The organism is Microbacterium sp. LKL04 (assembly GCF_900102005.1).
Lineage (GTDB): Bacteria > Actinomycetota > Actinomycetes > Actinomycetales > Microbacteriaceae > Microbacterium.
The window spans coordinates 2,495,096-2,522,012 of record NZ_LT627736.1 but is presented as its reverse complement, the minus strand read 5'-3'; the positions used below and the strand labels follow the sequence as shown (position 1 = coordinate 2,522,012).

General features: G+C 66.6%; 28 protein-coding genes and 1 tRNA gene. 13 read left to right on the top strand and 16 right to left on the bottom strand.

Features of this window, described 5'->3' with window-relative positions; genetic code table 11:
- Window positions 1-81 precede the first annotated feature (81 nt).
- Window positions 82-747 carry a TetR family transcriptional regulator gene (locus tag BLP38_RS12355; protein ID WP_091358135.1) on the top strand — a complete coding sequence of 222 codons (666 nt, stop codon included), beginning with the start codon at window positions 82-84 and terminating at the stop codon, window positions 745-747.
- A gap of 7 nt (window positions 748-754) precedes the next feature.
- Here the strand turns inward: BLP38_RS12355 and BLP38_RS12350 are convergent, their stop codons facing one another.
- The 9 genes from BLP38_RS12350 to BLP38_RS12315 all read right to left on the bottom strand — a co-directional run bounded on the left by BLP38_RS12350 (window position 755) and on the right by BLP38_RS12315 (window position 10,204).
- A complete protein-coding gene (locus tag BLP38_RS12350) occupies window positions 755-1,270 on the bottom strand; it encodes a hypothetical protein (RefSeq protein WP_091358133.1) in 516 nt (171 codons plus the stop codon).
- Window positions 1,271-1,310: 40 nt separating this feature from the next.
- Window positions 1,311-1,817, bottom strand: coding sequence for a hypothetical protein (locus BLP38_RS12345; RefSeq protein ID WP_157681106.1), 507 nt, complete (start codon window positions 1,815-1,817; stop codon window positions 1,311-1,313).
- Between the two features lie 94 nt (window positions 1,818-1,911).
- Window positions 1,912-2,517: a hypothetical protein gene (locus BLP38_RS12340; protein ID WP_091358127.1), complete on the bottom strand. Its 606-nt coding sequence runs from the start codon at window positions 2,515-2,517 to the stop codon at window positions 1,912-1,914.
- Window positions 2,518-2,802: 285 nt separating this feature from the next.
- Window positions 2,803-3,276 (bottom strand): hypothetical protein, encoded by a 474-nt coding sequence (locus BLP38_RS14270; protein WP_157681105.1) that lies wholly within the window; start codon window positions 3,274-3,276, stop codon window positions 2,803-2,805.
- A gap of 81 nt (window positions 3,277-3,357) precedes the next feature.
- Window positions 3,358-4,395 (bottom strand): family 43 glycosylhydrolase, encoded by a 1,038-nt coding sequence (locus tag BLP38_RS12335; RefSeq protein WP_091358125.1) that lies wholly within the window; start codon window positions 4,393-4,395, stop codon window positions 3,358-3,360.
- Window positions 4,396-4,416: 21 nt separating this feature from the next.
- A complete protein-coding gene (locus tag BLP38_RS12330; protein WP_091358122.1) occupies window positions 4,417-7,014 on the bottom strand; it encodes an alpha-L-rhamnosidase in 2,598 nt (865 codons plus the stop codon).
- A 1-nt stretch (window position 7,015) separates the two neighbouring features.
- Window positions 7,016-7,924: a carbohydrate ABC transporter permease gene (locus BLP38_RS12325; protein ID WP_091358119.1), complete on the bottom strand. Its 909-nt coding sequence runs from the start codon at window positions 7,922-7,924 to the stop codon at window positions 7,016-7,018.
- Window positions 7,925-7,926: 2 nt separating this feature from the next.
- A complete protein-coding gene (locus BLP38_RS12320) occupies window positions 7,927-8,814 on the bottom strand; it encodes a carbohydrate ABC transporter permease (RefSeq protein WP_091358116.1) in 888 nt (295 codons plus the stop codon).
- Between the two features lie 70 nt (window positions 8,815-8,884).
- Window positions 8,885-10,204, bottom strand: coding sequence for an ABC transporter substrate-binding protein (locus tag BLP38_RS12315; RefSeq protein ID WP_091358113.1), 1,320 nt, complete (start codon window positions 10,202-10,204; stop codon window positions 8,885-8,887).
- 221 nt (window positions 10,205-10,425) lie between these two features.
- Here BLP38_RS12315 and BLP38_RS12310 point away from each other — a divergent pair, with 221 nt between their 5' ends.
- Window positions 10,426-11,433 carry a LacI family DNA-binding transcriptional regulator gene (locus tag BLP38_RS12310; protein WP_231916616.1) on the top strand — a complete coding sequence of 336 codons (1,008 nt, stop codon included), beginning with the start codon at window positions 10,426-10,428 and terminating at the stop codon, window positions 11,431-11,433.
- A gap of 325 nt (window positions 11,434-11,758) precedes the next feature.
- Here BLP38_RS12310 and BLP38_RS12305 read toward each other — a convergent pair.
- Window positions 11,759-11,842 (bottom strand) — tRNA-Leu (locus BLP38_RS12305).
- 143 nt (window positions 11,843-11,985) lie between these two features.
- Here BLP38_RS12305 and BLP38_RS12300 point away from each other — a divergent pair.
- The 7 genes from BLP38_RS12300 (at window position 11,986) to pknB (ending at window position 20,922) form a co-directional block, all read left to right on the top strand.
- The gene (locus BLP38_RS12300; protein WP_091358107.1) at window positions 11,986-12,720 is read left to right on the top strand and encodes an FhaA domain-containing protein; all 735 of its coding nucleotides are present in this window, start codon (window positions 11,986-11,988) and stop codon (window positions 12,718-12,720) included.
- On the top strand, window positions 12,717-13,253 hold the full coding sequence (locus BLP38_RS12295; protein ID WP_091358104.1) for an FHA domain-containing protein FhaB/FipA: 537 nt from the start codon (window positions 12,717-12,719) through the stop codon (window positions 13,251-13,253). Before BLP38_RS12300 ends, BLP38_RS12295 begins: the two co-directional genes overlap by 4 nt.
- Window positions 13,254-13,265: 12 nt before the next feature.
- Complete coding sequence (locus BLP38_RS12290) at window positions 13,266-14,495, top strand: PP2C family protein-serine/threonine phosphatase (protein WP_091358101.1); 1,230 nt, start codon at window positions 13,266-13,268, stop codon at window positions 14,493-14,495.
- On the top strand, window positions 14,492-15,868 hold the full coding sequence (locus tag BLP38_RS12285; RefSeq protein WP_091358099.1) for an FtsW/RodA/SpoVE family cell cycle protein: 1,377 nt from the start codon (window positions 14,492-14,494) through the stop codon (window positions 15,866-15,868). The genes BLP38_RS12290 and BLP38_RS12285 overlap by 4 nt, the downstream gene beginning before the upstream one ends.
- Window positions 15,865-17,319 carry a peptidoglycan D,D-transpeptidase FtsI family protein gene (locus BLP38_RS12280; protein WP_091358096.1) on the top strand — a complete coding sequence of 485 codons (1,455 nt, stop codon included), beginning with the start codon at window positions 15,865-15,867 and terminating at the stop codon, window positions 17,317-17,319. Before BLP38_RS12285 ends, BLP38_RS12280 begins: the two co-directional genes overlap by 4 nt.
- Window positions 17,316-19,136, top strand: a complete 1,821-nt coding sequence (locus BLP38_RS12275) for a protein kinase domain-containing protein (RefSeq protein WP_091358093.1) — start codon at window positions 17,316-17,318, stop codon at window positions 19,134-19,136. Before BLP38_RS12280 ends, BLP38_RS12275 begins: the two co-directional genes overlap by 4 nt.
- Window positions 19,137-19,272: 136 nt before the next feature.
- Window positions 19,273-20,922, top strand: a complete 1,650-nt coding sequence (gene pknB, locus BLP38_RS12270) for a Stk1 family PASTA domain-containing Ser/Thr kinase (protein ID WP_231916501.1) — start codon at window positions 19,273-19,275, stop codon at window positions 20,920-20,922.
- Between the two features lie 5 nt (window positions 20,923-20,927).
- Here pknB and BLP38_RS12265 read toward each other — a convergent pair whose 3' ends face one another.
- The 3 genes from BLP38_RS12265 to BLP38_RS12260 are packed head-to-tail and all read right to left on the bottom strand — an operon-like array spanning window position 20,928 to window position 22,524.
- The gene (locus BLP38_RS12265) at window positions 20,928-21,566 is read right to left on the bottom strand and encodes an anthranilate synthase component II (RefSeq protein WP_091358088.1); all 639 of its coding nucleotides are present in this window, start codon (window positions 21,564-21,566) and stop codon (window positions 20,928-20,930) included.
- Window positions 21,563-21,730 carry a hypothetical protein gene (locus BLP38_RS14345; protein WP_172824700.1) on the bottom strand — a complete coding sequence of 56 codons (168 nt, stop codon included), beginning with the start codon at window positions 21,728-21,730 and terminating at the stop codon, window positions 21,563-21,565. Before BLP38_RS14345 ends, BLP38_RS12265 begins: the two co-directional genes overlap by 4 nt.
- Window positions 21,730-22,524 carry a class E sortase gene (locus BLP38_RS12260; protein ID WP_091358083.1) on the bottom strand — a complete coding sequence of 265 codons (795 nt, stop codon included), beginning with the start codon at window positions 22,522-22,524 and terminating at the stop codon, window positions 21,730-21,732. Before BLP38_RS12260 ends, BLP38_RS14345 begins: the two co-directional genes overlap by 1 nt.
- A 55-nt stretch (window positions 22,525-22,579) precedes the next feature.
- Here BLP38_RS12260 and BLP38_RS12255 point away from each other — a divergent pair, with 55 nt between their 5' ends.
- Complete coding sequence (locus tag BLP38_RS12255; RefSeq protein WP_091358079.1) at window positions 22,580-22,816, top strand: cell division protein CrgA; 237 nt, start codon at window positions 22,580-22,582, stop codon at window positions 22,814-22,816.
- Window positions 22,817-22,889: 73 nt separating this feature from the next.
- On the opposite strand, the gene BLP38_RS12250 is transcribed toward BLP38_RS12255, so the two are convergent.
- Together BLP38_RS12250 and BLP38_RS12240 are read right to left on the bottom strand one after the other, a co-directional pair.
- Window positions 22,890-23,765 carry a rhomboid family intramembrane serine protease gene (locus tag BLP38_RS12250; RefSeq protein ID WP_231916500.1) on the bottom strand — a complete coding sequence of 292 codons (876 nt, stop codon included), beginning with the start codon at window positions 23,763-23,765 and terminating at the stop codon, window positions 22,890-22,892.
- Window positions 23,766-23,772: 7 nt separating this feature from the next.
- Complete coding sequence (locus tag BLP38_RS12240; RefSeq protein ID WP_091358068.1) at window positions 23,773-24,330, bottom strand: peptidylprolyl isomerase; 558 nt, start codon at window positions 24,328-24,330, stop codon at window positions 23,773-23,775.
- Between the two features lie 100 nt (window positions 24,331-24,430).
- Here BLP38_RS12240 and BLP38_RS12235 point away from each other — a divergent pair, with 100 nt between their 5' ends.
- The 3 genes from BLP38_RS12235 to BLP38_RS12225 all read left to right on the top strand — a co-directional run bounded on the left by BLP38_RS12235 (window position 24,431) and on the right by BLP38_RS12225 (window position 26,217).
- Window positions 24,431-25,000, top strand: coding sequence for a DNA helicase (locus BLP38_RS12235; RefSeq protein WP_091358064.1), 570 nt, complete (start codon window positions 24,431-24,433; stop codon window positions 24,998-25,000).
- The gene (locus BLP38_RS12230) at window positions 24,993-25,490 is read left to right on the top strand and encodes an aminoacyl-tRNA deacylase (RefSeq protein ID WP_172824699.1); all 498 of its coding nucleotides are present in this window, start codon (window positions 24,993-24,995) and stop codon (window positions 25,488-25,490) included. Before BLP38_RS12235 ends, BLP38_RS12230 begins: the two co-directional genes overlap by 8 nt.
- A 115-nt stretch (window positions 25,491-25,605) precedes the next feature.
- Window positions 25,606-26,217 carry a hypothetical protein gene (locus tag BLP38_RS12225; RefSeq protein ID WP_231916499.1) on the top strand — a complete coding sequence of 204 codons (612 nt, stop codon included), beginning with the start codon at window positions 25,606-25,608 and terminating at the stop codon, window positions 26,215-26,217.
- Here the strand turns inward: BLP38_RS12225 and BLP38_RS12220 are convergent.
- Window positions 26,207-26,626 (bottom strand): NUDIX hydrolase, encoded by a 420-nt coding sequence (locus BLP38_RS12220; protein WP_091358053.1) that lies wholly within the window; start codon window positions 26,624-26,626, stop codon window positions 26,207-26,209. The two genes, BLP38_RS12225 and BLP38_RS12220, sit on opposite strands and share 11 nt — an antisense overlap.
- Window positions 26,627-26,917: the final 291 nt, after the last annotated feature.

The following is a 26,917-nucleotide window of genomic DNA, read 5'->3' as shown; positions in this document are numbered from 1 at the left end:
AGGATCGTGTCGATGATATATGACAGTGACTGCCATATTGGCGGTCAGCGCATATTTGACGATCAGTGCAACAATGAGGTCATGAACGGGTATTCCCCTACCGACGGGCCCGCCACGGAGCGGCCCGCCGAGGGACTGCGCGAGCGGCGTCGCCGCGAGACCCAGCGCGAATTGTCGGATGCCGCGATCGAGCTGTTCGAGAAGCACGGCGTGACCGGCACCACCGTAGATGACATCGCCGAGCTCGCAGGCACATCGCCCCGCACCTTCTTCCGCTACTTCCCGACGAAGGAGGCGGCCATCCTGCAGCCGACGGAGGACTCCGAGTCGATGCTGAAGGCGGTGAGCGCCGCCGTGGTGAGCGGAAACCCGCTGTTGCGCGCTCTCGAGAACACCTGGCTGGCGCAGATCACCTGGTTCGACTCCCGTCCCGAAGAGCATGAGCGTGCCCTCCGGGTCAGGCGGCTCGTCGGTCAGGAGCCGACGCTTCTCGCCCTCGCGCTGCGCAACGAGGCAGACCAGGTGGATGCTCTGACGGCGACCGCGACGGATGCCGCGGGGTCGGATGCCGACGTCCTCACCGCCCGCGCCGCGATCGGGATCGTCTTCCTCATCGTCCGGCTCGCCTTCGATGAGTGGGCCCGTCGCGCCGAGATCGGAACCTCAGCCAGCGTGCGGGAGATCTACCTCGAGATTCGACGCAGCACCGCGGCGATGAGCGATCAATTGGGCGACTCGCCCGCCTGAACTCGGTTCAGTAGGTCTCCGACGGGGAGCCCACGTCGATGCCCCTCAGATCGGCAAGACACAGGCCGCTGTCACCGACCGGACGATTGTCGCTGTCCCAGCTGGTCAGATAGTCGATGTCCCACTCGACGTCTCTGGCTGTCAGGGTCTCCAGCAGCAAGTCGGCGCGTTCTGTGTCACCCTGAGCCGCGGCATCCCAAGCCGCCGTGATCACAATGCACCCCCAGAGGCGCTCGGTTCGATACGGCAGCTCAGAACGAGGGCCTCCGGTGAAGAACTCCGGGGGGTAATCGACGGGCCAGTGATATCCCTCCGGCAGCGCGAGATCGAAAGAGCGAACGGCCTCCTCGTACTGCTGCTGAGGGGAGGGACTGGGGGTCTGCGTCTGCGCGAGGGAGCTGGGGGTGACCATCTGCGGGTCGGGCGCGGTCGACACGACGCACGCCGACAGAGTCACGGACACCGCGAGACCACCCAAGATGACGACACTGATCACCAGGGCTCTGCGCGACGTGAAGAACATGTACCGAACCGTACAGCGACCCCAAGACGGGCCGACAACCTCAGTCGGTTTCGACGTAGACGTCGAGGTTCTTCGCTACCTCGGAGAGCGACACCTCGAACGAATCGACAGACGCCCAGCTCTGAAGGGCCGAGGGACACGCCTCGTCGGACAGGAGAACGGTTCGCGTCCCCGCTTTGAGCGCGAGCAGTCCACAGCCGTGAGCTGCCGCGCTGTCCGATCCCTGCCCGAAAGAAGCAGAGCCATATCCTCCGAAGAACACCCCGTAGGTCGTGTAACCGTCCGATGTCTCGGCCGAGTAGACCGCCGCATTAGTGTCGCGCAGCCGGGGGGTGTCACCTTCGTCGAGGTCTGACTCCGTCAGGTCGTTTCCGAACACTGCTGCGACTTGCGGAGGTGACAAGGTGCGGCCTGGCTCGAGACCCGCGAAGGTGTCCCTCGCCTGCTTCAGCACGAAGCCCATCTCAGCCTCCACGCTGTCTTCCGCCTCTTCGGTCACCTGTCGATGAAGTTGGGACGCGACGCACCCCGTGAGGACGAGGGTCACGACGGCCACCATCGACAGTGCGGGCAGAATTCCCACCCGTACAGATGTCCGGGTCATGCCGGTTCCTCCCTTTCCATCGGCGGACGACGGGGCATCACGCATCGGCCCCAGACGCATCGGCTGATGTGAGTGTGCGCGCGAGGGCTCGCACCTCGGATTCAGGCAGCAAGCCTGAGTAGAAGGCCAGCCCTTCCCGAACCGCACTCAATGTCGTCTGGATCTGGCCCGCGCGAATGTCAAGCGCATGGTGGGTGCCGTAGACGGTCGATGCCGGCTTGGCGCGGAACTCCGCACCCTGAATAGCCCCCAGCATCTCTTTCGAGTTCTTCCAGAACTCAACGCCGTCCCGTGTACCGACGATGTGGACGTAGCCCGCCTTCACAGGCTTGCCCACGAGGCGGCTGAAAGAATCCACGTCGTCAGCGCGCAACACGGTAGGCGCAACCACCGCAGCGTCACGACGCGCGCGGCGGAGGGCTCGCGTGTGCAATGACAGGCGTACGCCCACGAAGAGGACGATGGCCACCACGGCAGCTATCCCGGGCAGAATTCCCAGGAGTATCGCGTCTAGAGCAGACCCGCCCATCCGCTCCACCCCGGACCCGGTGATCAGGAAGCGAGCCAGGATCGCCAGGAGGCAGATCGCGAAGGTTGAGGCGAGAAATACTCCTAGCCACTTGCCGGATTGGTTTGTTCTCATTGGTCGCTCGCCGTCCCAGCAGAGTGGATGCCTCAGGTAGCTTGCCACTCCCGCTGGTGCGAGACCTACACCGCCCGCGCCGCGAAGAAAGGTGCCCCACCAACGACGAAGCCGGTCGGGGTTCTCACCACCAACCGGCTTCGTGTCGCACTGTCTGTGGGTGTGTTTGGATTTCCTCGGGGCCAGGCACCGACAGGGCCCGCGAGAGGTGGGCTCCGTCGCTTTCCACGTTTGCGGCTGACATTTTCCAACTCCCAGGTCAGCGGTGATTCCCACGGCAGCGTCTCAGGCACGGGCCGGGCTTCGCCGAACAGACATCCGGAGGCCCCTCCCGTTCGAAGTGATACTCGTCCGACCTGGAGGCCCTCGGCAGACGCCGTCGTTCGGGGCCGGTACGCGACTGACGAGCGTCTGCAGAGCAGATTCGCGGTTCTGCGCGCTGAGGCGACCAAGGTGGTAGATGGTGGCGTCCTCGAGGGACGACCCCCAGCCCTCGTAGGCCTGATAGGAAACGGACGGGTTGACGTTGATGGTGGTGGCCGAGCTGTTCGTCAGGGCGGTGAGCGTCTTGTCGGCCTGGGGGCTCAGCCGGTACGAACCTTCGTCGACGTTGTATGACGTATAAGTGACCGCCACTGCCCCGCCAGCGCCCGTGACGGCGGCCGCGGATTCGTGGTTGAACGGCTGGACCCCTACTGCAAGGAGGGCGGCGGTGGCAGCGACGGCAATGCCGGCGCGCCACGGTTTCAACGCGGACATGTCAAGCTCCTTTGCTTGGTGTGCGGGGCGACAGTGCCCCAAAGACCAAGGCCCGGGCGTACTGCCCGGGCCCTGGTGCGTTCAGTCAAACTCTTCGATGGTCCATTCGTGGCGCCATTCGATGACGGGCCGGTCGCCGTCGAAGCGGATGGGCAGCCAGACGTAGTCCGCGATGGTCGTGTCGACGTCGGCGAACTCTTCCATCGGCTCATCGCCGTCCTTGCCAGGGGCGAAGTGCTCGACGAACGCGTCGTGGGCGCGGGCGCCGTGGTCCAGGTACCTCGGTAGCCACCGGTCGGCGATCGCGATGTAGAGGTCCTTCTTGTCCGGGTGTTTGAAGACGGAGGAGATCTGGGAGTGGAACGAGGTGCGGGATTCGTCGGTCGGGTGCAGGTCTCCGAGCACCTCGAACGGACCATGGTAGGAGCGCGATACGGCCGCTTCTGACGGGTTCGGGTAGTACCCGGTTGTTCCCGAGGTCAGGAGGTAGTGCAGCCGGTTGCGGTACAGGTGGGCGGGAGCTTCGCGGACGAAAGGCGGTTGCGGCTGCGGGAAGTGGGTGGAGTAGTAGCCGGTGACGTCGGTGTAGTCGGTGGTGAGATCGGCACAGATCATCTCCGAGTGCACGCGTTCGAAGTAGTAGTACCCCTTGCCGTCGTGCGGGTCGACGACCAGATCAAAGTCCCCGGCGCTCATGTCCAACGGTTTCAACCAGGTGCGCACGATCTCATATGGTCCGAGGATGTCGTCGGCGACCAGGACGGTCGAGCGCTGTAGTGAGCCCTTGGTCATGATCTTGAGCCACGCGACGAACTTCTTCGTCTCGGCGTTGTAGATGATGTGCGGCCGGTCGACGAGCTGCTTCGGGTGCAGCGGAGAGTCTTCATCGTCTTCCACCGGCGGGATGATCAGCCCGCGGTCCTCCCAGTTGTAGAGGTCGGTCGACGAGTAGCACCGGACACCCCAGTGCCAGATACCGCTTCCGGGTGCGGAGAACTCTTTGTTCTCGCCGTACCAGTAGTGGACACCGTCGACGGTGATCACAGAGCCGCCGTGCGCGTGGATACGTTCGCCCTTGGTGTCGAGCCACACCTGGCCGGGCTTGATGGATGTCTGCATGGACGTCTCTCTGCAACGCGCTCAGGCGTCAACGGGTTCAGGTTTGCGCCATCCGACGACCGGTGCCGCCGGATCGTCGCTGGCGGGTCGGAATGACTCGGTGAAGGTGTGCTCGCCGGGACCGACCTCGATCTCCCGGCCGCTGCCGGGTAGGACGACGACACCGGTGGAGGCGGCGGGCACCTGGATGCGGATGGTCAGGGCGTCCCCGTCGCGCGCCCATCGGATGGAGGCGGTGCCGCGGACGCTGTCATAGCGAGCGGATGCGTGGGTCAGTCCGCCCCCGGGTCGCGGCTGGTACCGCACCTGTTTCCACCCGGGCGCATCGCTGGCGAGCCCGGCGACGGTCTCGTGAAGGAAGCTGGCGACGGCCCCCAGCGCGTAGTGGTTGAAGGAGGTCATGTCGCCGGGGTTGATGTTGCCGTCGGGCAGCATCGAGTCCCACCGCTCCCAGATAGTGGTGGCTCCCATCGACACCGGATAGAGCCACGACGGCAACTCCTCCTGCCGAAGCAGGTGGTACGCGTAGTCGACACTTCCTGCGAGGACGAGCGCGTCGCAGATGATGGGCGTGCCTACGAATCCCGTGGAGATATGGAACCCGCTATGCTCCACCAGCTCGAGGAGCCGCCTTCCGGCCCGTCCAGCCTGAGCCTCGCTCTCGAAGAGGTCGAACACGAGGGCGACGGCGATGGACGTGGGTGTGTCGCTGACAACCCGACCGGATCCGGAGATGAACTCGTCCTGGAACGCACGTGTGGCGCGATCGGCGATCGCCGCATATCGCTGTGCGTCCTCCTCTTTGCCGAGGAGCGCTGCGGTGTCCGCGAGGATGCGTGCGGTGCGTACGTGGTAGGCAGTCGCTACGAGGTACTTATCGGTGTGGGACTTGCCCGGGTCCTCCGGCGGTGCGGTGGGGTCAAGCCAGTCGCCGAGCTGGAAGCCGCCGTTCCAGAGGCCGCTATTGCCGGTGAGGTTGTCGACCAGGTCCACCCAGGCGCACATGCTCGCGTACTGCTCGGTGAGGATCCGGGTATCGCCGTCGGCGAGGTACATCTCCCACGGCACGACCACCGCGGCGTCTCCCCACGCGGCTGTCGGGAAGTTGGGGAAACCGCATTCGATCCACGGCACGAACTGGGGCACATGCCCTTGCTCGGCCTGCTCGAAGGCGAGATCCCTGAGCCATCCCGTCAAAGTTCCCTGAGCAGCGAAGAGGCGCAGCGCGGTGGGTGCGAAAACCTGGATGTCGCCGGTCCAGCCGACGCGCTCATCGCGTTGCGGACAGTCGGTGGGGAGGTCGACGAAGTTGTCGCGCATGCTCCACTGCACGTTCGAGTGGAGCTTGTTCAGACCGGGATGGGATGACTCGAACCAGGCCGTCTGACGCATGCTGGTGTGGATGACCACGGCTTCCACGTCCCCATCAGTGAGTTCGCCGGGCCAGTTCTCCAGTTCCGCGTACTGGAACCCGTGGATGGTGAACCGCGGCGTGTAGACCTCTTCCCCGCCTCCGCGCGTCGTGTACGTGTCGATGGACGTGGCGCCGCGGAGCGGTCGAGTTCCGAGTTCGCCGTTCTCGATGACTTCGGCGTGATGGAGCCGCACAGTGCGGCCGGCTTCAGCTCGTACTCGGATCCGGATGACGCCGGAGATGTTCTGACCGAAGTCCAGGCGGATGCGACCGTTTGGTCGACGCTCCGCGGACACCGGCGCGATGGTTTCGACCTGTTGTACGGGAAGGGCCGTGGGTGATTCGATGCGCGCGGTGAAGTCGGCGCGGGGCAGGACCCGGACCGGGCTCCAGGCAGCGGCGTCGAAGGATCGCGTCGACCAGCCGCGCGGCAGGAGCCTCGCGTCGAAGGTTTCCCCTTCGTACAGGCCGACCGCCGTGATGGGTGACGCGGACCACGCCCACTCCAGCGGAATGTGATGCATGGTGCCGTCGGTGGTGGTGACCTCGAGCTGAGCGAGCAGGGCGACGTCGGTGCCGTAGATGTCCCACAGCCCGCCATCAAAGCCGATATGGCCTCTGTACCAGCCGTCCGCGAGCCAGGCTCCGATGACGTTCGTTCCGCCGACGAGCCCGTCGGTGACATCGTGCGTCTGATAGCGGATCCGGTGGCCGTAGCTGGTCCAGCCGGGTGCCAGGACGTCGTCCCCGACGCGCGCGCCGTTGAGTTCCAGTTCGTAGACTCCGTGCGCCGTCGCGTACACGCGGGCGCGGGCGATGTCGCCGGGGACTCGCGCGAGGTCGAAGGTTGCACGCAACAGCCATGCAGGGCGAGGCCCTTCGTGGTCCGCTTCGACGGAAGGTGAGACGAAGTCGACGTTCCAGTCGTCCCCGAGGCCTGTCTCAACCCGGACCGAGAGGGCGTCCTCGGTGGACCCGGCGCGCAGTTCGCCGCCCTCCCGGGCGCTCAGCGGCGCAAAGGGCCAAGCGACAAGCTGCGTGTCCGAAACGGCGGTCATCTCTACGCGGCCGTCGTCGTGCGCGAAGCGAAGGTCGAACGGTCCGGGCCCGACGGCGGTGAAGGAGATGCGGGGTGCCGCTTCTCCGATGCCGATCGTCTTTCCGCCGCGCCTGTTCTCGAGCCAGAGCTCGGTGATGGTGGTCATGTCAGCCTTTCACTGATCCTGCGGTGAGGCCCTTCATGACCTGCTGGTTGAGGAAGAGGTAGATGAGGAGGGTGCCGAAGACATTCACGGCGATGGCGGCGAAGGTAGGCCCGTATTGGACAGCTCCGTACTGGCCGGTGAAGTTGAGCAATCCGACCTGGATCGTACGGAGATCGCTGCTGTTGGTGAACGTCAGCGCGATGAGCAGGTCGTTCCAGAGGAAGAAGAACTGGACGAGTCCCACGGTGAACAGCGCGTTCCGCACGAGCGGCAGGCCTACGGACCAGAAGGACCGGAAGATATTGGCACCATCGAGCGTGGAGGCTTCGAAGATCTCGCGGGGCACGGCTCGGAAGAACGTGGCCATCATGAAGACGGTCAGCGGCATGCCGATCGCCGTGTAGGTGAGGATCAGCGGCCAGAGCGATCCGTTCAGGCCCGTCCGGAAGTAGATCGTGAACAGCGGCAGCAGGATCATCTGAGCCGGAACCATGATCCCGGCAAGGAAGAGGAGCAGGACCGTGCCCCGTCCTTTCCACACCATTACCTCGAGAGCGAAGCCAGCTGCGGCGCCGAACACGAGGATGATCGCGAGGGATGGGAAGACGGCGATCACGCTGTTGAGGACGTACTTGCCGAACTCCCCGGTCGTGAACACCTCGACGTAGTTCTCGAAGCCGAACGAGCTCGGGAGCGCCCAGAACGGCTCATTGAGGAACTCGTTCTGCGTTTTGAAGGAACCGAGCAGCATCCAGACCATCGGGTAGATCTCGATGATCAGGAGGATCGCGATGCCGATCCGTAGGGGGAGACGTCCGAAGAAGTCCTTCGGGCCTCGACGGCGGCGAGCGGGGGGTCGCGTCGCGGTCTCGAGTCGCTTGCCGGATACCAGCAGGCTGGTGGTCGTCATGGTCAGCTCTCCTTCGTGAGGTCGCGGCGCGTTGACCGGAAGATGAACACGGTAAACAGGAGGCAGAGGATGGTGAGCATGAGCGCGATCGTGCTTCCGTACCCGTACTGGCCGTAGGTGAAGGACGTGCGGAACATGTAGAGGGTGAGCGGGGTGGTGGCGCTGCCTGGACCGCCGTTGGTGAGCGCTACGACGGTGTCGAAGACTTTGAGGGTGCCGTTGATGCTGAAGATCAGCGAGGACAGCAGCACCGGCAGCGACAGGGGTAGGACGATGGTCCGGACGAGCTTCCACCCAGCGGCACCGTCGATGCGTGCGGATTCGAGGAGCTCGTCGGGGATGTCGACGAGGCCTGCGTACAGGAGCACGGCGTAGAACCCCATCGACCGCCACAGGTCCATCAGGATGATGATCCAGAAAGCGGCTCCCGGCGTCCCGAACCAGTCCACCGACTCCAGCCCGAAGGCGTTGAGCAGGGAGTTCACGGGGCCTGTGGTGGGTGCTGCTTCGAAGAGCCGCTGGAACAGGAGAGCGACGGCGACGGTCGGAAGAACGACCGGGAAGAAGACGATCGTCCGGATGAGGCCCGACGCCTTCCTCAGCCAAAAGACGTACATCAGCGCAAGCAGGTAGCCGACGCCCACCTGGAGGACCGTCAGGATCGCGGCGTACATCAGGGTGAATCCGATGGCGTTCCACGCGGCGGGGTCCTGGAAGAACGTGACGAAGTTGTCGACGCCGTTGAACTCGAACCCCGTGATGGGGTTACCGTCCTGAACCGTGTAGAAGAGCGACCACACGATCGGGATCAGCATGATCAGGGAGTAGACCAACAGGGCTGGGCCTACGAGGACGAAGATGGCGCGCTTGTCGCCCAGGACTTTGTTCATTGGGGGTCTTTCGGGTGTGGATGAGCGGAGGTCAGGGCGGGCCCAGGGCCCGCCCTGACCGTGGTGTGGCTCAGCCCTTGTCGTTGGCTGCCTGGACCAGTTCCATGAACTGCTGACCGGAGACCGAGCCCGTGGCGAGACCGCCTCCGTTGGTCTGGCTGACGCTGGTGCCCTCCGAACTGAACAGCGCCTCGAACCAGAGCACGCTCGAGGGCGCCGCCTCGATCTCGGCCTGGACGGCCTGAGTGGTCGAGGGGAGGTCTGCCGGCGGGTTGTCGACGACGAAACCGGATACGACACCGCTGTCGGCAAGCACGGTGTCGCCGTAGTTCTCGGCGATGCACTTGATCCACGCGCCGGTGTCGTCGCCGTAGTTCTTCTGCGCGAACATCACGGGGATGCCGACGTTGGCCGGGATCTCGTCGATGCTGCCGGCGCCGCCGTCGACGGCAGGGAAGCGGGCGAATCCGATGTTGTCCGGTCCGCCGATCTGGTTCTGGGCTTCGTCGGCGAAGTTCGCCAGGGCCCAGCTGCCCATGTAGAAGAAGGCGGCCTTGCCGGTCAGGAAGGTGTTCATCGCGGCGTTGTAGTCGACAGACCCGACCGCGTCGCCGAAGTATCCGGCTTTCCCGAGCTCGGCGACGGCGTCAGCGGCTGCGACATACTCGGGGTCGGTCAGCTTCGCTTCTCCGTCGGCGACCTTCTGGAGCGCGTCGGCGCCCAGGTCGCGGAAGATGTAGTCGCCGACCAGACGGGTGACGGGCCAGCCGTCCTTGCCCGCCGCGCTGAAGGGCTGGACGCCGGCGGCATCGAGGGTTTCAGCTGCCGAAACGAGGTCGTCCCAGGTCTCCGGGACCTCGACGCCGTTGTCGGAGAGAAGCTCCTTGTTGTACCAGAAACCCTCGATGTTGAACTCGGTCGGGAGGGCGTAGAGGCTGCCGTCACCGTACAGAGCCTTGATCGTCGACTCGGCTGCGGGCTGGATGCGATCCGCCACACCGAGCTCATCGAGGGTCTCGGACAGGTTCAGAACCTGGCCTGCGTCGATGAACTGGCTCATCAGAGAGGGGGTTCCCGCTGCCATCGACATGCTCGACAGGCCATCCTGGCTGGCCAACAACTGGAGCTGCTGGTCCCACTGCGTACCGGCGATGTCGTCCGCCTTCAGCGGAGCCGCCTTCTCCTCGGCTGCGCACTGGTCTTTGGACAGTGTCTCGAGGGTGCCGACGATCGTCGTGTTCTCGGTCTGACCGAGGTAGGTGAACTCGCCGGTCGACTCCCCGGAAGACGGGCTTCCGGCCGGACCACAGGCCGCAAGCGCGAGAGCGCCTACGCCGAGAGCGGCGAGAGCAGGAACGAGGCGACGGGCGCGCCGCGATGCTGTGGACACTATTCCTCCTTGAATGTGACGCCTCGGTTTTGAAGCGCTCCAACGAACGATGACACCGGTTTTATGGACTGTCAAGGATGCGGGAGGTAACGAATATGAAACGCTTCATTTCAGATGCGGTCACCGATATGATCGCAACTGCCACGACGTCGCCCGACTCGTCGCGGTGAAGGGATCCGATGGTCATGGAGCGGTCACCGGCGCCGAAGCCGCTGCCCAGCATGGCCGACGTGGCTGCGCACGCAGGGGTCGCCCTGGGCACGGTATCGAACACGCTGAACAACCCCGAGAAGGTGCGGGAAGCAACAAGGCGACGAGTCTTGTCGGCAATCGCGGAACTCGGGTTCGTGCGGAACGACGCAGCGCGATCCCTCGCCGCCGGAGTAAGTACTTCCGTGGGCCTCGTACTTGCCGACCTCGGCAACTCGTTCTTCGTCGACATCGCACGAGGCGTCGAAGCGGTGATGCGACGACGCGGCATGGACGTCCTGATCGTCAACTCCGACATCGAGCCCACTCGTGAAGTTCACAACCTCGAGTTGCTCGATCGCTCGAGAGTTGCCGGCATCATCATTGCTCCCCTCGACACGGACCTCGCTCGTTCAAACTTCCTGCCCACTCGTTCAACACCGACCGTTCTCGTCAACTTTGAGTCCCCATCGCTCGCCTACTCGGGTGTCATAGTCGACGAGCATCACGGTGGCCGCTTGGCCGCTGACCATCTCCTCGCCCTCGGTCGGAGGCGGCTGGTCTTCACAGGTGGTCCGCTGTTCCTCTCCGCGGTTTCCGCGCGACTGGAGGGCGCCCGCGAGGCCGTCGCGGAGGTCCCAGGCGCATCGCTCGAGATCGCCGAAACGCGGGGGCTGAATATTCGTCACGGGCGCGAGGTGGCAAAGCGGCTCTTGAGCCGGGGCGCCGGTGCATTCGACGCGGTGATCGCAGCCTCCGACCTCCTCGCGATCGGTCTCATCCAGGTGTTCGGTGAGGTGGAAGGCTTTTCTGTGCCCGGCGACATCGCGGTCACCGGGTATGACAACAACCACTTCGCATCTGAGAGTGCCGTGCCAATCTCGACCGTCGCTCAGCCCGGTGAAGAGATGGGACAGGCTGCTGCGGATCTTTTGCTGGAGCGGATCGAAAGTCCCACAGCACTGAACAGAACAGTGACACTCGAACCACGCCTCATCCCGCGTACGTCTTCGCTGGGTGCTGCTTGGCGTCGGGACTGACGACGTGCACCACCATCGCTTTTGAGCAACGAATGACCGAGTCAGGCGCGAGCCCGGCTGCGCCGCTGGACAGGGACGAACTCCGAAGCCACGCCAAGTTCAACAGCCGTTAGGTGAAAGCTGACGCCGACCGACCTGGGCAATCCGGAGAAACGGCGAGCGCGCGACTACGGCTACCGCGCACTCACCTCAGCGGCGGCGTTCGCCATCGACGACATGCGCCGCATGGTCAGCTTCATCAGCAGCAAACGCGGCTGAACTCGCCCACCGACGACGAAACCGGTCGGGGTTCTCACCACCGACCGGCTTCGTGTCGCACTGTCTGTGCGCGAGGGGGGAGTTGAACCCCCACGCCCTTTCGGGCACTGGCACCTGAAGCCAGCGCGTCTGCCTATTCCGCCACTCGCGCGAACCCGTGTCGCCACGGGATCAACTTTCCGAGGATATCATGGCGCGAGCCCGCCGGAGAAACGGCCGCAGCTGTGTTCCCCAGACCCTGCCAGGGTCGACAACTAGCATGTGAGCACCGGTCCAGACTGCCTGAGGAGCCCCGTGGGACTACTTGACAGCTTCGAGAAGGGAATCGAGCGCGCCGTGAACGGCGCGTTCGCGAAGACCTTCCGCAGCGGTGTGCAGCCTGTAGAGATCGCCTCCGCACTGCGTGCCGAACTCGATGCGAAGGCCGCCGTGGTCTCGCGCGACCGCATCCTCGTTCCGAACACTCTCGTCGTCCGGCTCGCTCCGGCAGACCACGAGCGCATGGGCGCGCTGGGCCGCGCGCTCCACGACGAGCTCGTTCAGCTCGTCGAAGGCCATGCCAAGGCGCAGCAGTACAGCTTCGCCGGTCCGGTCTCGCTCTCGATCAACGCCGACGAGTCCCTCACGACCGGAACCGTCCGGGTCGACTCGCACTCGGCCGGCGCCGAGGACGTGTCGTGGCACGGTGTCGTCGAGATCGACGGCCAGCAGCACCGCCTCACCGCGAGCCGCACCGTCATCGGACGCGGGACGGATGCCGACATCACGATCTCCGACGCCGGAACCAGCCGCCGGCACGTCGAGATCCTGTGGGACGGCCGCCGCGCCATGGTTCGCGACCTCGGTTCGACCAACGGCACACAGCTCAACGGTATGAAGGTCGGGGAGGCGGCCCTCGAGCCGGACTCGGTCGTCACGATCGGGCGCACGCGCATCACGTTCCGCGTCGTCGCGCAGGCATCCCGCCGCATCCCCCCGCGGCCGCAGGATCCGGCGACGCGCATGTTCGACATCGGAGGCCAGGCATGAGCGAACTGACACTCCTGCTGCTGCAGATCGGGTTCCTGATCCTGCTGTGGTTCTTCGTCTTCGCGGTGGTCTACTCGCTCCGCGCCGACCTCTTCGGGGTCAAGGTGCGGAAGATGCCCGAGCCGGTCGCCGCCGCGCCCGGACCCGTGGCGACCGCTCCGGCGAACGCTGAGACCTCGATCGTCTCGCCGATCGCGAACCGGCCGGCCGCCCCGAGCGGTCCGCAGAAGGCCACGAAGAACACGGCCTCGCGCATCGTGATCACCAGCGGACCGAAGGCCGGGCTCGAACTGCCGCTCGGTGACGAACCGCTCACGATCGGTCGCTCCAGCGAATCGGGCCTCGTCATCCGCGACGACTACACCTCGAGCCACCACGCGCGGCTCGTGCTGTGGGGCGAGCAGTGGATGGTGCAGGACCTCGACTCCACGAACGGCACCTGGCACGACGGCGAGCGCGTCGCCTCTCCCGTCCCCGTGATCGTCGGCGCCCCCATCAAGGTCGGCGCCACGACGTTCGAGCTGCGGAAGTAGCGGCCCGCACCGATGGTCTTCGAGGGGTCGAGCGCCGCCATCTCCCATACCGGGAAGGTCCGCTCCAACAACCAGGACTCGGGCTTCTCGGGCTCGAACCTGTTCGTGGTCGCGGACGGCATGGGCGGCCACGCCGGTGGCGACATCGCGTCGAGCATCGCCGTCCACCACCTGGAGGGCCTCGACCACGGGTTCCCGACCCCGGCCGAGGCGGAGCGGGAGCTCCGTGAGGCGATCGTGGATGCCGCGCACGTCCTCGTCGACACCGTCGCCGAACGTCCCGAGCTCGCCGGCATGGGAACGACGGTCAGCGCCGTCCTGATGGTCGACGACTACGCCGTCATCGCCCACATCGGCGACTCGCGCGTCTACCTGTTCCGCGATGGGGCCTTCACCCAGATCACGACGGACCACACCTTCGTCCAGCGGCTCGTCGACTCGGGTCGGATCACACCCGAAGAGGCCCGTTACCACCCGCGCCGTTCCGTCCTCATGCGCGTGCTCGGCGACATGGGCACCGACCCCGAGGTCGACGCGTTCATCATGCAGACCCAGCCGGGCGACCGCTGGCTGATCTGCTCCGACGGTCTGTGCGGCGTCGTGGACGATGCGCAGACGGCGAAGGTGCTGCGCCAGGATCTCGCTCCCGGCCGCACCGCTGACATGCTCCTGAAGCTGGCGCTGGATGCCGGGGCCCCCGACAACGTCACGATCGTCCTCGTCGACGTGGGGGGCCGGCATCCGATGTACAGCGGGACGGCGACCGTTGTCGGCTCCGCGGCCACACCCAAGGGCATCGAGATCCCCGTCGCCCGGCCGGCCCGCACGGGCTGGTTCCAGACCGGACGCCAGGCGGCGAACGAGCCGAGCCACTTCGAACCGGCAGCCGAGTACCTCGAGGAGCTCATCGAGGAAGACCGTCGCCGGGGACGCCGCCGGCGCGTCTGGTGGTTCGTCGGGTTCATCGCGATTGTGGCGGTCATCGCGGCGGGCGTGTTCGCCGGATACGCCTGGACGCAGACCCGCTACTTCATCGGCGCCGACGACGACAGCGTCGTGATCTATCGCGGCATCCAACAGGACATCGGTCCGATCTCACTGTCGACGCCGTTCGAGGACACCGACATCCTCCTCGCCGACCTCCCCGCCTATCAGCGGCAGTCGGTGGAACAGACCATCTCCGCCCGATCGCTCGCCGACGCGCAGGCGATCGTCGACAACCTCCGCCAGGGGACCCCATGACAGCCTCGGTAGAGACCGACACGACGGTCATCAAGGCACTGCGCAAACTGCGGATGCCGGCGACGCAGCGCAACCGCGAGCTCGGACTCCTCGTGTTCGCGGTCGTCGTGACGACGGTCGCGGTCATGCTCGTCCAGCTGGGCACCCGCGGCGAGATCGACCCGACGTTCCTCTCGTACTGCGGCGGGCTCGCCGGTCTGGCGCTCGCTCTCCACATCGTGACCCGCATCTGGGCACGGGACGCGGATCCGTTCGTCCTGCCCATCGCGACCCTGCTGACCGGTCTCGGCGTCGCGATGATCTACCGGCTCGACATCGCCGAGGGGCGTCTCGGCTGGGGTTCGCTGGGCTTCCGCCAGCTGGTGTGGGCTGCCATCGCGATCGCGGGGGCGATCCTCATCGTGGTCTTCCTCCGCAACTACCGCGTCCTCTTCCGCTACACGTACGTGTTCGGGCTGACGGGCATCCTGCTGCTCCTCCTGCCGTTCGTGCCGGGTCTCGGCATCAAGGCCGGCGCAGATGTCTGGGTGTCCATCGGCGGCGTCTTCTCGTTCCAGCCCGGTGAGCTCGCGAAGATCTGCCTCGCGGTCTTCTTCGCGGGATATCTCGTCCGCACCCGCGAAGCGCTCAGCTCGGTCGGCACGAAGTTCCTCGGCATCACGTGGCCGAAGGCCCGTCAGCTCGGCCCGCTGCTGATCGTCTGGGGTGTCTCGCTCGGGATCATCGTCCTGCAGCGCGACCTGGGTACCGGCATCCTCATCTTCGGCATGTTCATCGCGATGCTCTACGTCGCGACGGGCAAGGCCAGCTGGGCGATCCTCGGAGTCCTGATGGCCGCCGCCGGCGCTCTCGTCGCCTCGCGAGTCCTGCCCTACGTCGGACTGCGCTTCTCGAACTGGCTCGACGCGTTCAACCCGGACTACATCAACGGCAGCAGCTTCCAGCTCGTGTCCGGGATCTTCGGTCTCGCCCACGGCGGGCTGATCGGCACCGGCTGGGGTCTGGGGCGCCCCGACCTGACGCCGCTGGCGCACAACGACTACATCCTGCCGAGCCTCGGCGAAGAGCTGGGTCTGGTCGGTGTGTTCGCGATCCTCGCGCTCTACATGGTGTTCGTCAGCCGCGGCATCCGCATCGGCATCGCCGGTCAGGACGATTTCGGCAAGCTCCTCGCGACGGGCCTGTCGTTCACTCTGGCCCTGCAGGTGTTCATCATGGTCGGCGGCGTGACCCGCGTCATCCCGCTCACCGGTCTCACGATGCCGTTCCTCGCGGCGGGCGGATCGTCGCTCATCGCGAACTTCCTCATCATCGCGATCCTGCTTCGCATCTCCGACGCGGTTCGCTCCAGGCCCCGGGTGGTGATCGGATGACCAAGCAACTACGCCGACTGAGCGTCGTCGTGCTCCTCATGTTCCTCAGCCTCTTCGCGGCGACGAGCGTCATCCAGGTCGCTCTCGCCGGGCAGCTGAACGAGAACCCCAACAACCGCCGCACCCTGTACGACTCGTACGAGGTGCAGCGCGGGACGATCTTCGCCGGCGGTACCGCGATCGCCTCGTCGAACCCGAGCGACGACGTCTACAGCTGGATCCGCACGTACCCGGATGCCGAGATGTGGGCGCCCGTGACCGGGTTCATCAACCCCGTCCTCCGTTCCTCGACCGGTCTCGAGTACGCGATGAACGCGGCCCTCGCCGGAACGGGCAGCCGCCAGTTCCTCACCCGCTTCGACCAGATCGTGAGCGGACAGCCGCCGCGCGGGTCGAACGTGCTCCTCTCGCTCGACCCGAAGATCCAGAAGGTCGCCTACGACGCGCTCGACGGCCTCGAGGGAGCCGTCGTCGCGATGGAACCCGACACCGGCCGCATCCTGGCCATGGCCACGAGCCCCAGCTTCGACACGAACCTGCTCGCGTCGCACAACAGCTCCGCCGTCAACGCGGCCGACCAGAAGCTCGAGGCCGACCCGCTGCGACCGCTGACGAACCGCGTGACCCGCGAGACCGAGCCTCCCGGATCGACGTTCAAGCTCGTCGTCGCGTCGGCGGCGCTGTCGTCGGGCAAGTACACGCCCGATTCGGAGTTCGACAACCCGGCGACCTTCACGCTCCCCGGAACGAGCAACATCCTGCACAACTTCGACCGCGGCACCTGCGGCCCCGGCGAGAAGACGACCCTGGCGACGGCGCTGCGGCTGAGCTGCAACATCCCGATGGCCGAGCTCGCGCTCGAGCTCGGCACCGACGCGATCCGCGAAGAAGCACAGAAGTTCGGCTTCAACTCGGCCTTCGAGATCCCGCTCAACGTCGCCGCCTCCAGTTACCCCGAGGGCTTCGACGCGCCGCAGACGGCGCTGAGCGGCATCGGCCAGACCGACGTCCGCGCGACCCCGCTGCAGATGGCGATGGTCGCGGCCGGCATCGCCAACGACGGCGTCGTCATGAACCCTCGCATGGTGGACCGCGTCGTCGCCCCCGACCTGACGGTGCAGGACGAACCGGCGAACACCGAGTTCGGTCGCGCCGTGAGCCCGGAAGTGGCGAAGACCATGACCGAGCTGATGACCGCCAATGTCCAAAACGGCGCGGCGTCGGGTGCGAGAATAGACGGCGTCGACGTCGCCGGGAAGACCGGAACGGCGGAGCACAATCCGGGGGACCCGTACACGCTGTGGTTCACCGGGTTCGCGCCCGCTGAAGACCCGAAGGTGGTCGTCACGGTGATGGTGGAGAACGGTGGTGGGCTCGGCCAGAACGGCACGAGCAACGGGATCGCGGCCCCGATCGCGAAGAAAGTGATTGAGGCGGTGCTGAGCGAATGAGACCGACGCAAGGTGTGAGCTTCGGCGGACGGTACGAACTGGACTCCCGGATCGCCATCGGCGGCATGGGCGAGGTCTGGGAAGCCACCGACCACGTCATCGGGCGTACCGTCGCGATTAAGATCCTCAAAGACGAGTACATGGGCGACCCCGGCTTCCTCGAGCGCTTCCGCGCCGAAGCTCGGCACGCCGCTCTCGTCAACCACGAGGGCATCGCCAGCGTCTTCGACTACGGCGAGGAGAACGGCTCCGCCTTCCTCGTGATGGAGCTCGTCCCGGGCGAGGCTCTGTCGACGATCCTCGAGCGTGAAGGCGCCCTGTCGACCGACAAGACGCTCGACATCGTCGCTCAGACCGCCTCGGCTCTCCAGGCGGCGCACGCCGCAGGCCTGGTCCACCGAGACATCAAGCCCGGCAACTTGCTGATCACCCCCGACGGCCGCGTCAAGATCACCGACTTCGGCATCGCCCGTATCGCCGACCAGGTGCCGCTGACGGCGACCGGTCAGGTCATGGGTACGGTTCAGTACCTCTCGCCCGAGCAGGCGTCAGGGCACGCGGCATCCCCCGCGACCGACATCTACTCCCTCGGCATCGTCGCGTACGAGCTGCTGGCGGGACGCCGTCCGTTCACGGGCGAGTCGCAGGTCGCGATCGCGATGGCGCAGATCAACGACACCCCGCCGCCGCTCCCCGACACCGTGTCGGAGCCCGTGCAGCGCTTCGTGATGAGCATGATCGCGAAGAAGCCCGACGAGCGTCCCGCGTCGACCTCCGCCGTCGCGCGCGCCGCGGGAGCCCTGCGCCGCGGTGACGTCGCGGGTGCTGCGGCGATCGTCCCGGCCATCGCGGGTGCCGCCTCGACGGACGCCTTCACCCAGCTGCTGACCTCCAACACGGGTTCGGATGCCACGACCCGCCTGCTGCCGTCTGCGGGTGCCGCCGCGGCCGGAGCGGGCGTCGGAACCGGCACGGCTGCACTCGCGACGGAGCAGGCCGCGTCGGAGCAGAAGCCCAAGAAGAAGCGCAGTCCCTGGACGTGGCCTCTCGTGGCCCTCATCGCCCTGCTCGCGGTCGTGCTCATCGGCACGCTCATCGCGCTCTTCGGGCCGAAGGACGACACAGCGGATCCCGGGCCGTCCAGCCCGCCGCCGAGCTCGCCCTCCCCGCCGGCATCGTCGCCTCCTCCCTCGTCGCCGCCGCCCCCCACGACCGCGGCGCCCAACCCCGCCTCGCTCGGACTCGAGGGCAAGTCGTGCGACGAGGCGACGCGCATCCTGAACGACAACGGATTCAACAACGTCCAGTGCGAAGACGGCGACCCCGCCCCCACCGACGGCCAGGTCGGTCAGGTGTACCGCGTGAACCCGACGGGCAACGTCAACACCGCGGACCAGATCACGCTGCTGCGCTACACCGACGCGGCGCAGATGGAGACGCCCGCGGCGCCGAGCATTCAGGGCGGCAACGCAGACGGCACGGTCACCGCCGGTTCCACGGTCCGCATCATGTGGGACAGCTACACCTGCCCCGCCGGTGCCCCGCAGGCGACGAGCTACACGATGACGGTCTCGGGCGGAGTGTTCAACACGAACGGCGAATCGACGGCGAGCTTCGCGATCGGGGATCGGCCGCAGGAGGTCGTCGTCGACGACAACGGCAGCCAGGCCCTGTCTGTCACGTACACGGTGACCTGCAACGGCGACAACACCGAGCGCGTCTCGGGAGACTCGTCGGAGGCCGCGGCATCCATCGTCCCGGCGCCGGAAGAGACCCCGCCGCCGGCCGACGGTGGGTCCGACGAGGGCCAGGGCTGATCGCGACGGCTTTCAGCAGGCTTTCGAACGCGGTCGGATAGGCTGTCCGGGTTCCATTCCGGGGAGTGAAGTGTCCGTTACATCACGTGTGCTGTCGGGCCGCTACCGAGTCGATGACCTCATCGGCCGGGGTGGCATGGCTTCGGTGTACCGCGGGCAGGATCTGACGCTCGGGCGACCCGTCGCGATCAAGATCCTCGAGCCCGACCTCGCTGCCGACGGCGCGTTCCGCACCCGGTTCCGCCTCGAGGCGCAGTCGGCGTCGCGCATGTCGCACCCCGCGATCGTCCGCGTCTACGACGCCGGTGAGGAGACCCGGACGGATGCCGCGGGCCGCCCGCACCCCGAGCCGTACATCGTCATGGAGCTCGTCACCGGCCACCTGCTGAAGGACATCATCAGCGAGGGACCGGTGCCCCTCGAGGACGCACTCCGGTACACCGACGGCATCCTCGAGGCGCTCGAGTACTCCCACCGCGCCGGTGTCGTCCACCGGGACATCAAGCCGGGCAACGTCATGGTGACCGATGCCGGTCAGGTGAAGGTCATGGACTTCGGCATCGCACGCGCGGTGTCGGATTCCTCCTCGACCGTGGCCGAGACGACGGCCATCATCGGCACCGCGTCGTACTTCTCGCCCGAGATGGCCAAGGGCGACCCGGTCGACGCACGCGCCGACATCTATTCGGCCGGCATCGTCCTGTACGAGCTCCTCACGGGCCAGCCGCCCTTCCGCGGCGAGAACCCGATCGCCGTCGCGTACCAGCACGTCTCGGAAGCCCCGATCCCGCCGTCCGAGGTCGTCGAGACCGTCCCGCGCTCCCTGGACGCCCTCGTCCTCCGCGCGCTGGCCAAGGATCCGTTCCAGCGTCCCCAGACGGCGGTCGCGTTCCGCGACGCCCTCGCCGCCGCGACGGGTCGCAAGGTGCCCAGCAAGCGCCGGGTCGAATCGCTCAGCAACGAGCTCTACGGTCCCGACCCGAAGCAGGCCGCCGAGACCGCACGGTCGCTCCGGCAGCTCACGAGCGACGACACCATGCGTCGGACCCAGGCCGGTCCTCCCGCCGCGTGGGTCTGGGCCGGCATCGCGATGCTGGCCGTCCTCCTCGTGTCGGTCTTCATCTGGGTCAACAGCATCCGACCCGATGAGGGGACGGTCACCCCCAACGCCCTCGTCGTGCCCGACGTCGTGACCATGACGTGGGACCGCGCCGATCAGGTGATGGGCGCGGCCAAGCTCGAGGCCCAGCAGGTCCAGGAGACGAGCGCCGATGTTCCCGAGGGAGCCGTGATCAGGACGGATCCCCTCGCGGGGACGACGGTCGCACCCGGCGACCAGGTGACGGTCTACGTCTCGAAGGGCATTGAGAAAGCCGCCCTTCCGACCCTCGCGAACCTCACGGTGCGCGAAGTCACGACCTCTCTCGAACAGGCCGGGCTGACCCTCGGCTCCATCACCCGACGGAACGACCCCCAGCTCGCCGCCGACGTCGTCATCAGCGGGTCGGTCAACGGCGCGTCGGTGGCCCCCGGAGACGAGATCCCGAAGGGCACCGCCGTGGATCTCGTCGTCGCGACGGGAACCGTCACGGTCGAGGACTTCGCCCTCAACTACACCGTCGACAAGGCGGTGGAGATCCTGAAGTCGGAGCAGTACGGCCTCAACCCGATCGTGCAGGAAGACCCCTCCTGCCCCGCGACCGATCCCCGCATGGTGAAGGTCCAGTCCGCGATCGGTGAAGTCCCCGTCGGATCCGAGATCACCCTCACGACCTGCAGCGGCTGACCGCCTCAGCCGACGGTGCGATGCGGCGACAGCCGGGCGCCCCGCTGGGCCGCCCCTGCGACCCCGATGCCTTCGAGCCATGTCCCGAGCAGGAGATAGCCGGCCTCGGTCAGCACGCTCTCGGGGTGGAATTGCACGCCCTCGATCGGCAGCGAACGGTGGGCCAGGCCCATCACGGTGCCCGATTCGGTTCGCGCCGTCACGCTGATCTCGGCGGGGAGGGAGTCCTCGCGGACGGCGAGCGAGTGGTACCGGGTCGCAGTGAACGGCTGCGGCATCCCTGCGAGCACACCGGACCCGTCGTGCGTCACGCGGGAGGTGCGTCCATGCATGAGGTCGGAGGCGTGCGACACCACGCCGCCGAAAGCGACCGCGATGGCCTGGTGCCCGAGACACACGCCGAGAAGCGGCGTCCGCGTGTCCGCGCAGTGTCGCACGATCCCGATCGACGCCCCCGCGTCCTCGGGCGTCCCGGGACCCGGGGAGATCAGGACGCCGTCGGCCGCGTCCACGCGCGCGACGGCACCGGCGGCATCCGCCTCGACCATGTCCACCCGAGCCCCCAGCTCCACGAGGTAGCCGATGAGGGTGTGGACGAAGCTGTCGTGATTGTCGACGACGAGAACCCGGATGCCGGTGGTCACCCGCCGCCGCCGACGGTGGACTCCTCGCTCGGCCACACGGTCTGGAAGACCCACGGGAAGACGTAGAAGTACAGCAGGTACAGGATGATGGCGACCAGCACGAGGAGAATGAACACCCGCACCCACCAGGGACCGGGCAGTGCTCGCCACAGCGCGGCGTACATCAGGCGCCCACCCCGCCGGTCAACGAGGCCGGCGGACCGTCGGCTGCGGGAGTGAACTCGTCGAACACGGCGTAGGCGATGATGCGCTCCAGGGAATTCAGTTTCGGGGCACAGCTCGTCAGCGTGAGGTAGCGGCCATTGGCGGCGACGCCTTCCTGGTTCGGGACCGGCAGGAGCACCTGGACCTGACTGGGCTGGACGTACTCGAACGAGCGGAACCGGTAGGTGTACCACCCGGCTTTGGTCTGGATGACGATCGCGTCGCCGACCACCAGCTTGTCGATCGGATCGAAGGGCGCGCCCGAGGTCCAGCGGTGAGCCGCGTACGCCGTGTTGCCGACCGCACCCGGCATGGCGGTGTCGGGGTAGTGCCCGATCTCGCCGCGGTCCATGATGTCGGGGCGGGTCACACCCGAGGCGATCTTGAACTGCCAATCCTTGCCGAAACGCGGGACCTTCATGATCCCGAACACCTCGGCGTGCTTCTGGTCGCCCAGGACGGGAATCGCTTCTTCCGCGGAATCGGGTTGCTGCGTGGGGCTCGGGGCAGGAGACGCCTCGGGGGTCTCCTCCGCCTCGGTCGCCCACTGATCGGCCAGCGCCTGAGCCGCGGCGTGCTGCTCGCTCTGCACGATCGCGTCGCCGATCCAGGTGTGCCACGAGACGTAGAGGAGGACCACGACGCCCAGAGTGAGCAGAATCTCACCCAGGACGCTCGCGACGGTGGCGCGGGGTCGTGGGCGGGATCGACGCGTGCGTCGGGTCTGGTGCTCCGTGGGCGAGGAGTCGGTCACGATCGGAGTTTAGCCAGCGAAGGCTGAATCGGGGCTGGCAGGTAGACTTCTCGCCATGGCACGTGGAGACAAGGACGAGGACCGACTGGTTCAGCCCGAGGGCGAAGCCGCCCCCAACCCGGTCTGGTTCAAGCCGATCATGATCGGGCTGATGCTGATCGGACTCGTCTGGATCATCGTCTTCTACCTGAGCGGCCAGGCCTTCCCGATCCCGCAGATCGGTCCGTGGAACCTCGCAATCGGGTTCGGCATCGCGTTCATCGGATTCCTGATGACCACGCGCTGGCGCTGAACCCTGGCATCCCACCGACAGGAATTACACCGGTGTGATTCATCCCCAGCCTGGGGATGAATCTGTGGATAACTCAGAGATACAGCAGGGCGGGTACCGTCGCGGTCACCGCGACCAGGCCGACGCCCACCGCGACGAGCAGTGCGGCCTGCAGCGGTTGACGCTTCTGCGCGCGCGTCCGCGCGAAGATGAACCCGATGAGCAGGCCCACGAGCCCACCACCGATGTGGGATTGCCACGAGACGCCGGACCCTACGAACGAGAACACCAGGTTGATCCCGAGCAGGATCGCGATGGGCAGGATGTTCGCGCCGACGTGTCGGCCGATGATGAGCATCGCCGTGAGGAGGCCCCAGACCGCTCCCGAGGCGCCGACGACCGCGGACCCCGGTGCGATCAGAGCAACCAGGGCCGAGCCGCCGATCGCACTCAGCACATAGAGCGCGATGAAGCGCACCTTGCCGAGCAGCGGTTCGAGGCTGCGGCCGAGCGCCCACAGGGCCAGCATGTTCAGGGCCACGTGGAAGGGGAGCGGCGTCGAGTGCACGAAGGCGACCGTCAGCATGCGCCACGGTTCGAACGGCGCAGCGCTCCCGGGAACCGCGTACGCGGGCGCGAACGCGAGGGCGTTCGTGACCTCGCCGCCGACGACGGGGATCAGCTGCACGAGGTACATCGCGAGCGTGAAGATCATGATCGCGTAGGTGACGACAGGGCGGTCGCTGCGCATCTTGCGCGCGAAGCGCCCCGGCATCCGCTTGACCTCCGCCGACCGTGCCCCCTTCTGCTGCTCCGCCAAGCACTCCGGGCAGATGACGCCGACAGGAAGCGGTGTCTGGCACTCGGGGCAGATGGTGCGCAGGCATCGCTGGCAGAGCACGAAGCTCTGACGGTCAGGATGCCGGTAGCAGAAGTTGTCCGGATTGGTCCGGGGGTCGGCGGAGGTCACGAAGGGATCAGGCCTCGGCGATGTCGATGGAGGAGATGACGACGGGCTCGACCGGACGGTCCTGCGCACCGGTCGGGACGGCGCTGATCTTGTCCACGACGGCACGCGACGCGTCGTCGGCGACCTCGCCGAAGATCGTGTGCTTGCCGTTGAGCCACGGGGTCGGGTCGGTCGTGATGAAGAACTGCGAGCCGTTGGTGCCCTCGGCCTTGCCGGTGATCGCATTGCGGCGCAGGCCCGCGTTCGCCATGGCGAGCAGGTAGGGCTTGCCGAAGGTCAGCTCCGGGCTGATCTCATCGTCGAAGTTGTAGCCGGGGCCGCCGATGCCCTGGCCGAGCGGGTCGCCGCCCTGGATCATGAAGCCGGGGATGATGCGGTGGAAGATGACGTCGGTGTAGAGGGGACCTTCGCCGGGCTTGCCCGTGGCGGGGTGCGTCCAGGCCTGGGATCCATCGGCCAGACCCGTGAAGTTCTTGACGGTGCGCGGCGCCTGATCGCCGAACAGGTTGACGACGATGTCGCCGTGGGTGGTGTGCAGTGTCGCGACAGCGGAGTGAATCGGCATACTCATCATCCTCTCACTTGCAACCCCCCGCGCCGCCTGAATGCGTCTGGCAGTATGGACCCACTACGTCCCCGGATGAACCCCGAAAAGGGAGGGCCCCGTGAGCCTCAACCGCAAGACCAAGAAGGAACTCCGCAAGCTGCAGAAGCAGGCAGCGAACCTGTGGGAGTCGCAGCAGGTGCTCGTCGGTCAGGCCGGTGACGTCGCCCGTGAGGCGGGTCGCCAGCTCGGCAAGTACAACCACGACCACGTCGTGCCCGCTGCCAAGCACTCCTACGAGCGTTACGCCGCTCCCTACGTCGACCGCGGCGTCGAGACGGGACGCAAGGTGCTCAACGGCGCCGTCGTTCCGGCTGCCGGTGCCGTCGTGGGAACCGCACTCTCGGTGTGGGATGTCGCCAACGACCAGCGCCACCGCTTGTCGAAGGGCAAGGGCCTCGGCGGCTTCGACGCCGACTCGTTCCGCAAGAACGCCGCCAAGGCGGGCAAGAAGGCCACCAAGAAGCTGTCGGTTCCGCAGAAGAAGAAGGGGCTCGGCGCCGGTGGCGTCCTCGCCATCATCTTCGGCGTCGCCGCGACGGCCGGTGTGCTCTACGCCGCGTGGCAGACGCTTCGCGCAGACGACGAGCTGTGGGTGGCGGACGACCCGCTGCGCGCGCCGGATGCCTGAATCCACGCCCGTACCGTCGGAGCGCGTCGCTGAAGCGGCGCGCTCCCGGTCTTTGTCGGTGCAGTTCGTCGCTCGCCCCGCGGCCGGGAGCCTCGAGGAGGCCGCGGAACTTCTCGGGCTCGCGGCATCCGACATCGTGAAGACCCTCGTCGTCAAGCGCAGTGACGACACCTATCTGTTCGCCCTCATCCCCGGTGACCGGGCGATCTCCTGGCCAAAACTGCGGGCGGTGGTGGGCGTGAACAAGCTGCGTCTCCCGGAGCCCGAGCTGGCGCTCGCTGCGACCGGCTACGAACGGGGAACGATCACGCCGATCGGCAGCACGACCGCCTGGCCGGTCTACGCCGACGCGAGCATCGTCGGCAAGCAGATCGCTATGGGAGCCGGCGCGCACGGCTTCAGCCTGTTCGTCGACGCCGATGACCTCATTCGCTCCTACGATGCCGTCGTCGCAGACATCTCGCAATCGATGGGCGAACGGCGGGTCTGACCGCTCATTACGGCACGCGGGGTACCCGGCGCCACGCGTTGTCGCCATTCCAGACGTCGACCAGCATGATGGCATGACCTCCGCTGTCTCGCGCCGTCTGCTTTCTATCCTCACCGTGGTCGTCGCGGCGCTGACCTTGGTCGGCTGCGCAGGCACGTCGACGGCGGGCGGTGCGTCGGCGACGCCGTCAGCATCTCCCACGCAGACCACGTCGGCAGAGGACGCCGCCTTCACCGCTGAGATCGCGGCCAGGCTGCCCGAGGCCGACATGGACACGCTCATCCCGATGGTGCACCAGCTCTGCGAAGACCTGTACGACGATGACAAGGGCTATCTGCTGGGATACGGGGTCTTCAATGACAAGATCCGTGAACAGTATGGCGACGAGGCCGTGGAGATCATCGTCCCGCCGGCCGTCGAGACCTACTGTCCCGGAGACGAGCCGAAGATGGTCGAGGCGTTCAAGAAGCAGATGGCCGAGGAGTTCCCCGACGTCGATCTCGCCGAGTCCCTCGCCATCTCCCGCGCGTTCTGCGCCGACCTCGAAAGCATGTCCATCGAGAAGTCCGTCGACCGCTTAATCACGACGGCCGAATCGTTCCTGACCAGTGAGAGCGCCCCGGCGATCATCGGGATGGCACCGACGGCGTTCTGCCCCGAGAAGACAGACGCCGTCATCGCGTACCTCAGAACGCTTTGCGCGAAGAGGCGCATGGTCAGGCGATGAGCCCCGCCATCCGCATCGCCGTGTCGACCAGACCGACCCGGGTCAGGGCCGCAACCTCCCTCACAGGGAACCAGGCGGCCTCATCCGTCGAGCCCTCCTCCTCGTTCCGGAGCTCGCCACCGACGACGTGGGCTCGGTAGACGATGCGGAGGGCCTGGATCGGTCCACTGCCGTGGAACCGGTCCTTCTCGGCGATCACCTGGGAGTCGGTGCCCAGGATTCCGTCGAGTTCCACGTGAAACCCCGTCTCCTCGAGGACCTCCCGGACCGCGGCATCCATCGGATCCTCACCGGGACCCAGCCCTCCGCCGGGCATCGTCCACGCGGGTCGCGTGGGGCTGTTCCAATGGGCGAGCAGGATGCGGTGGTCGTCGACGACGACGGCGTAGGCAGCAACGCGGATGTCCACGCGTTCACCCTAGAGGATGGGCGGTCCTGGACGTGGTGGCAGGCGACTGCCTGGGACGCAGGATCCCCAACCGTACGTCCCAGGCTGATGTCGCGAGCGGATCCCCAAAGATCCCGCTGCCCACGCGGGACTTCTGCTCATCGCTGGGCCGAAGCTGCGGGTCATCGGCGCCATCGGCGACACCTTCATCGTCGCCATCCGAACGCAAGCGCAGCGCAAGGCTCGCTCAAGATTCGCGCAAGATGCCCTGAAGGAAGAGGTGCGGAACGGGAGAAAGCCGGGATCCGTGGG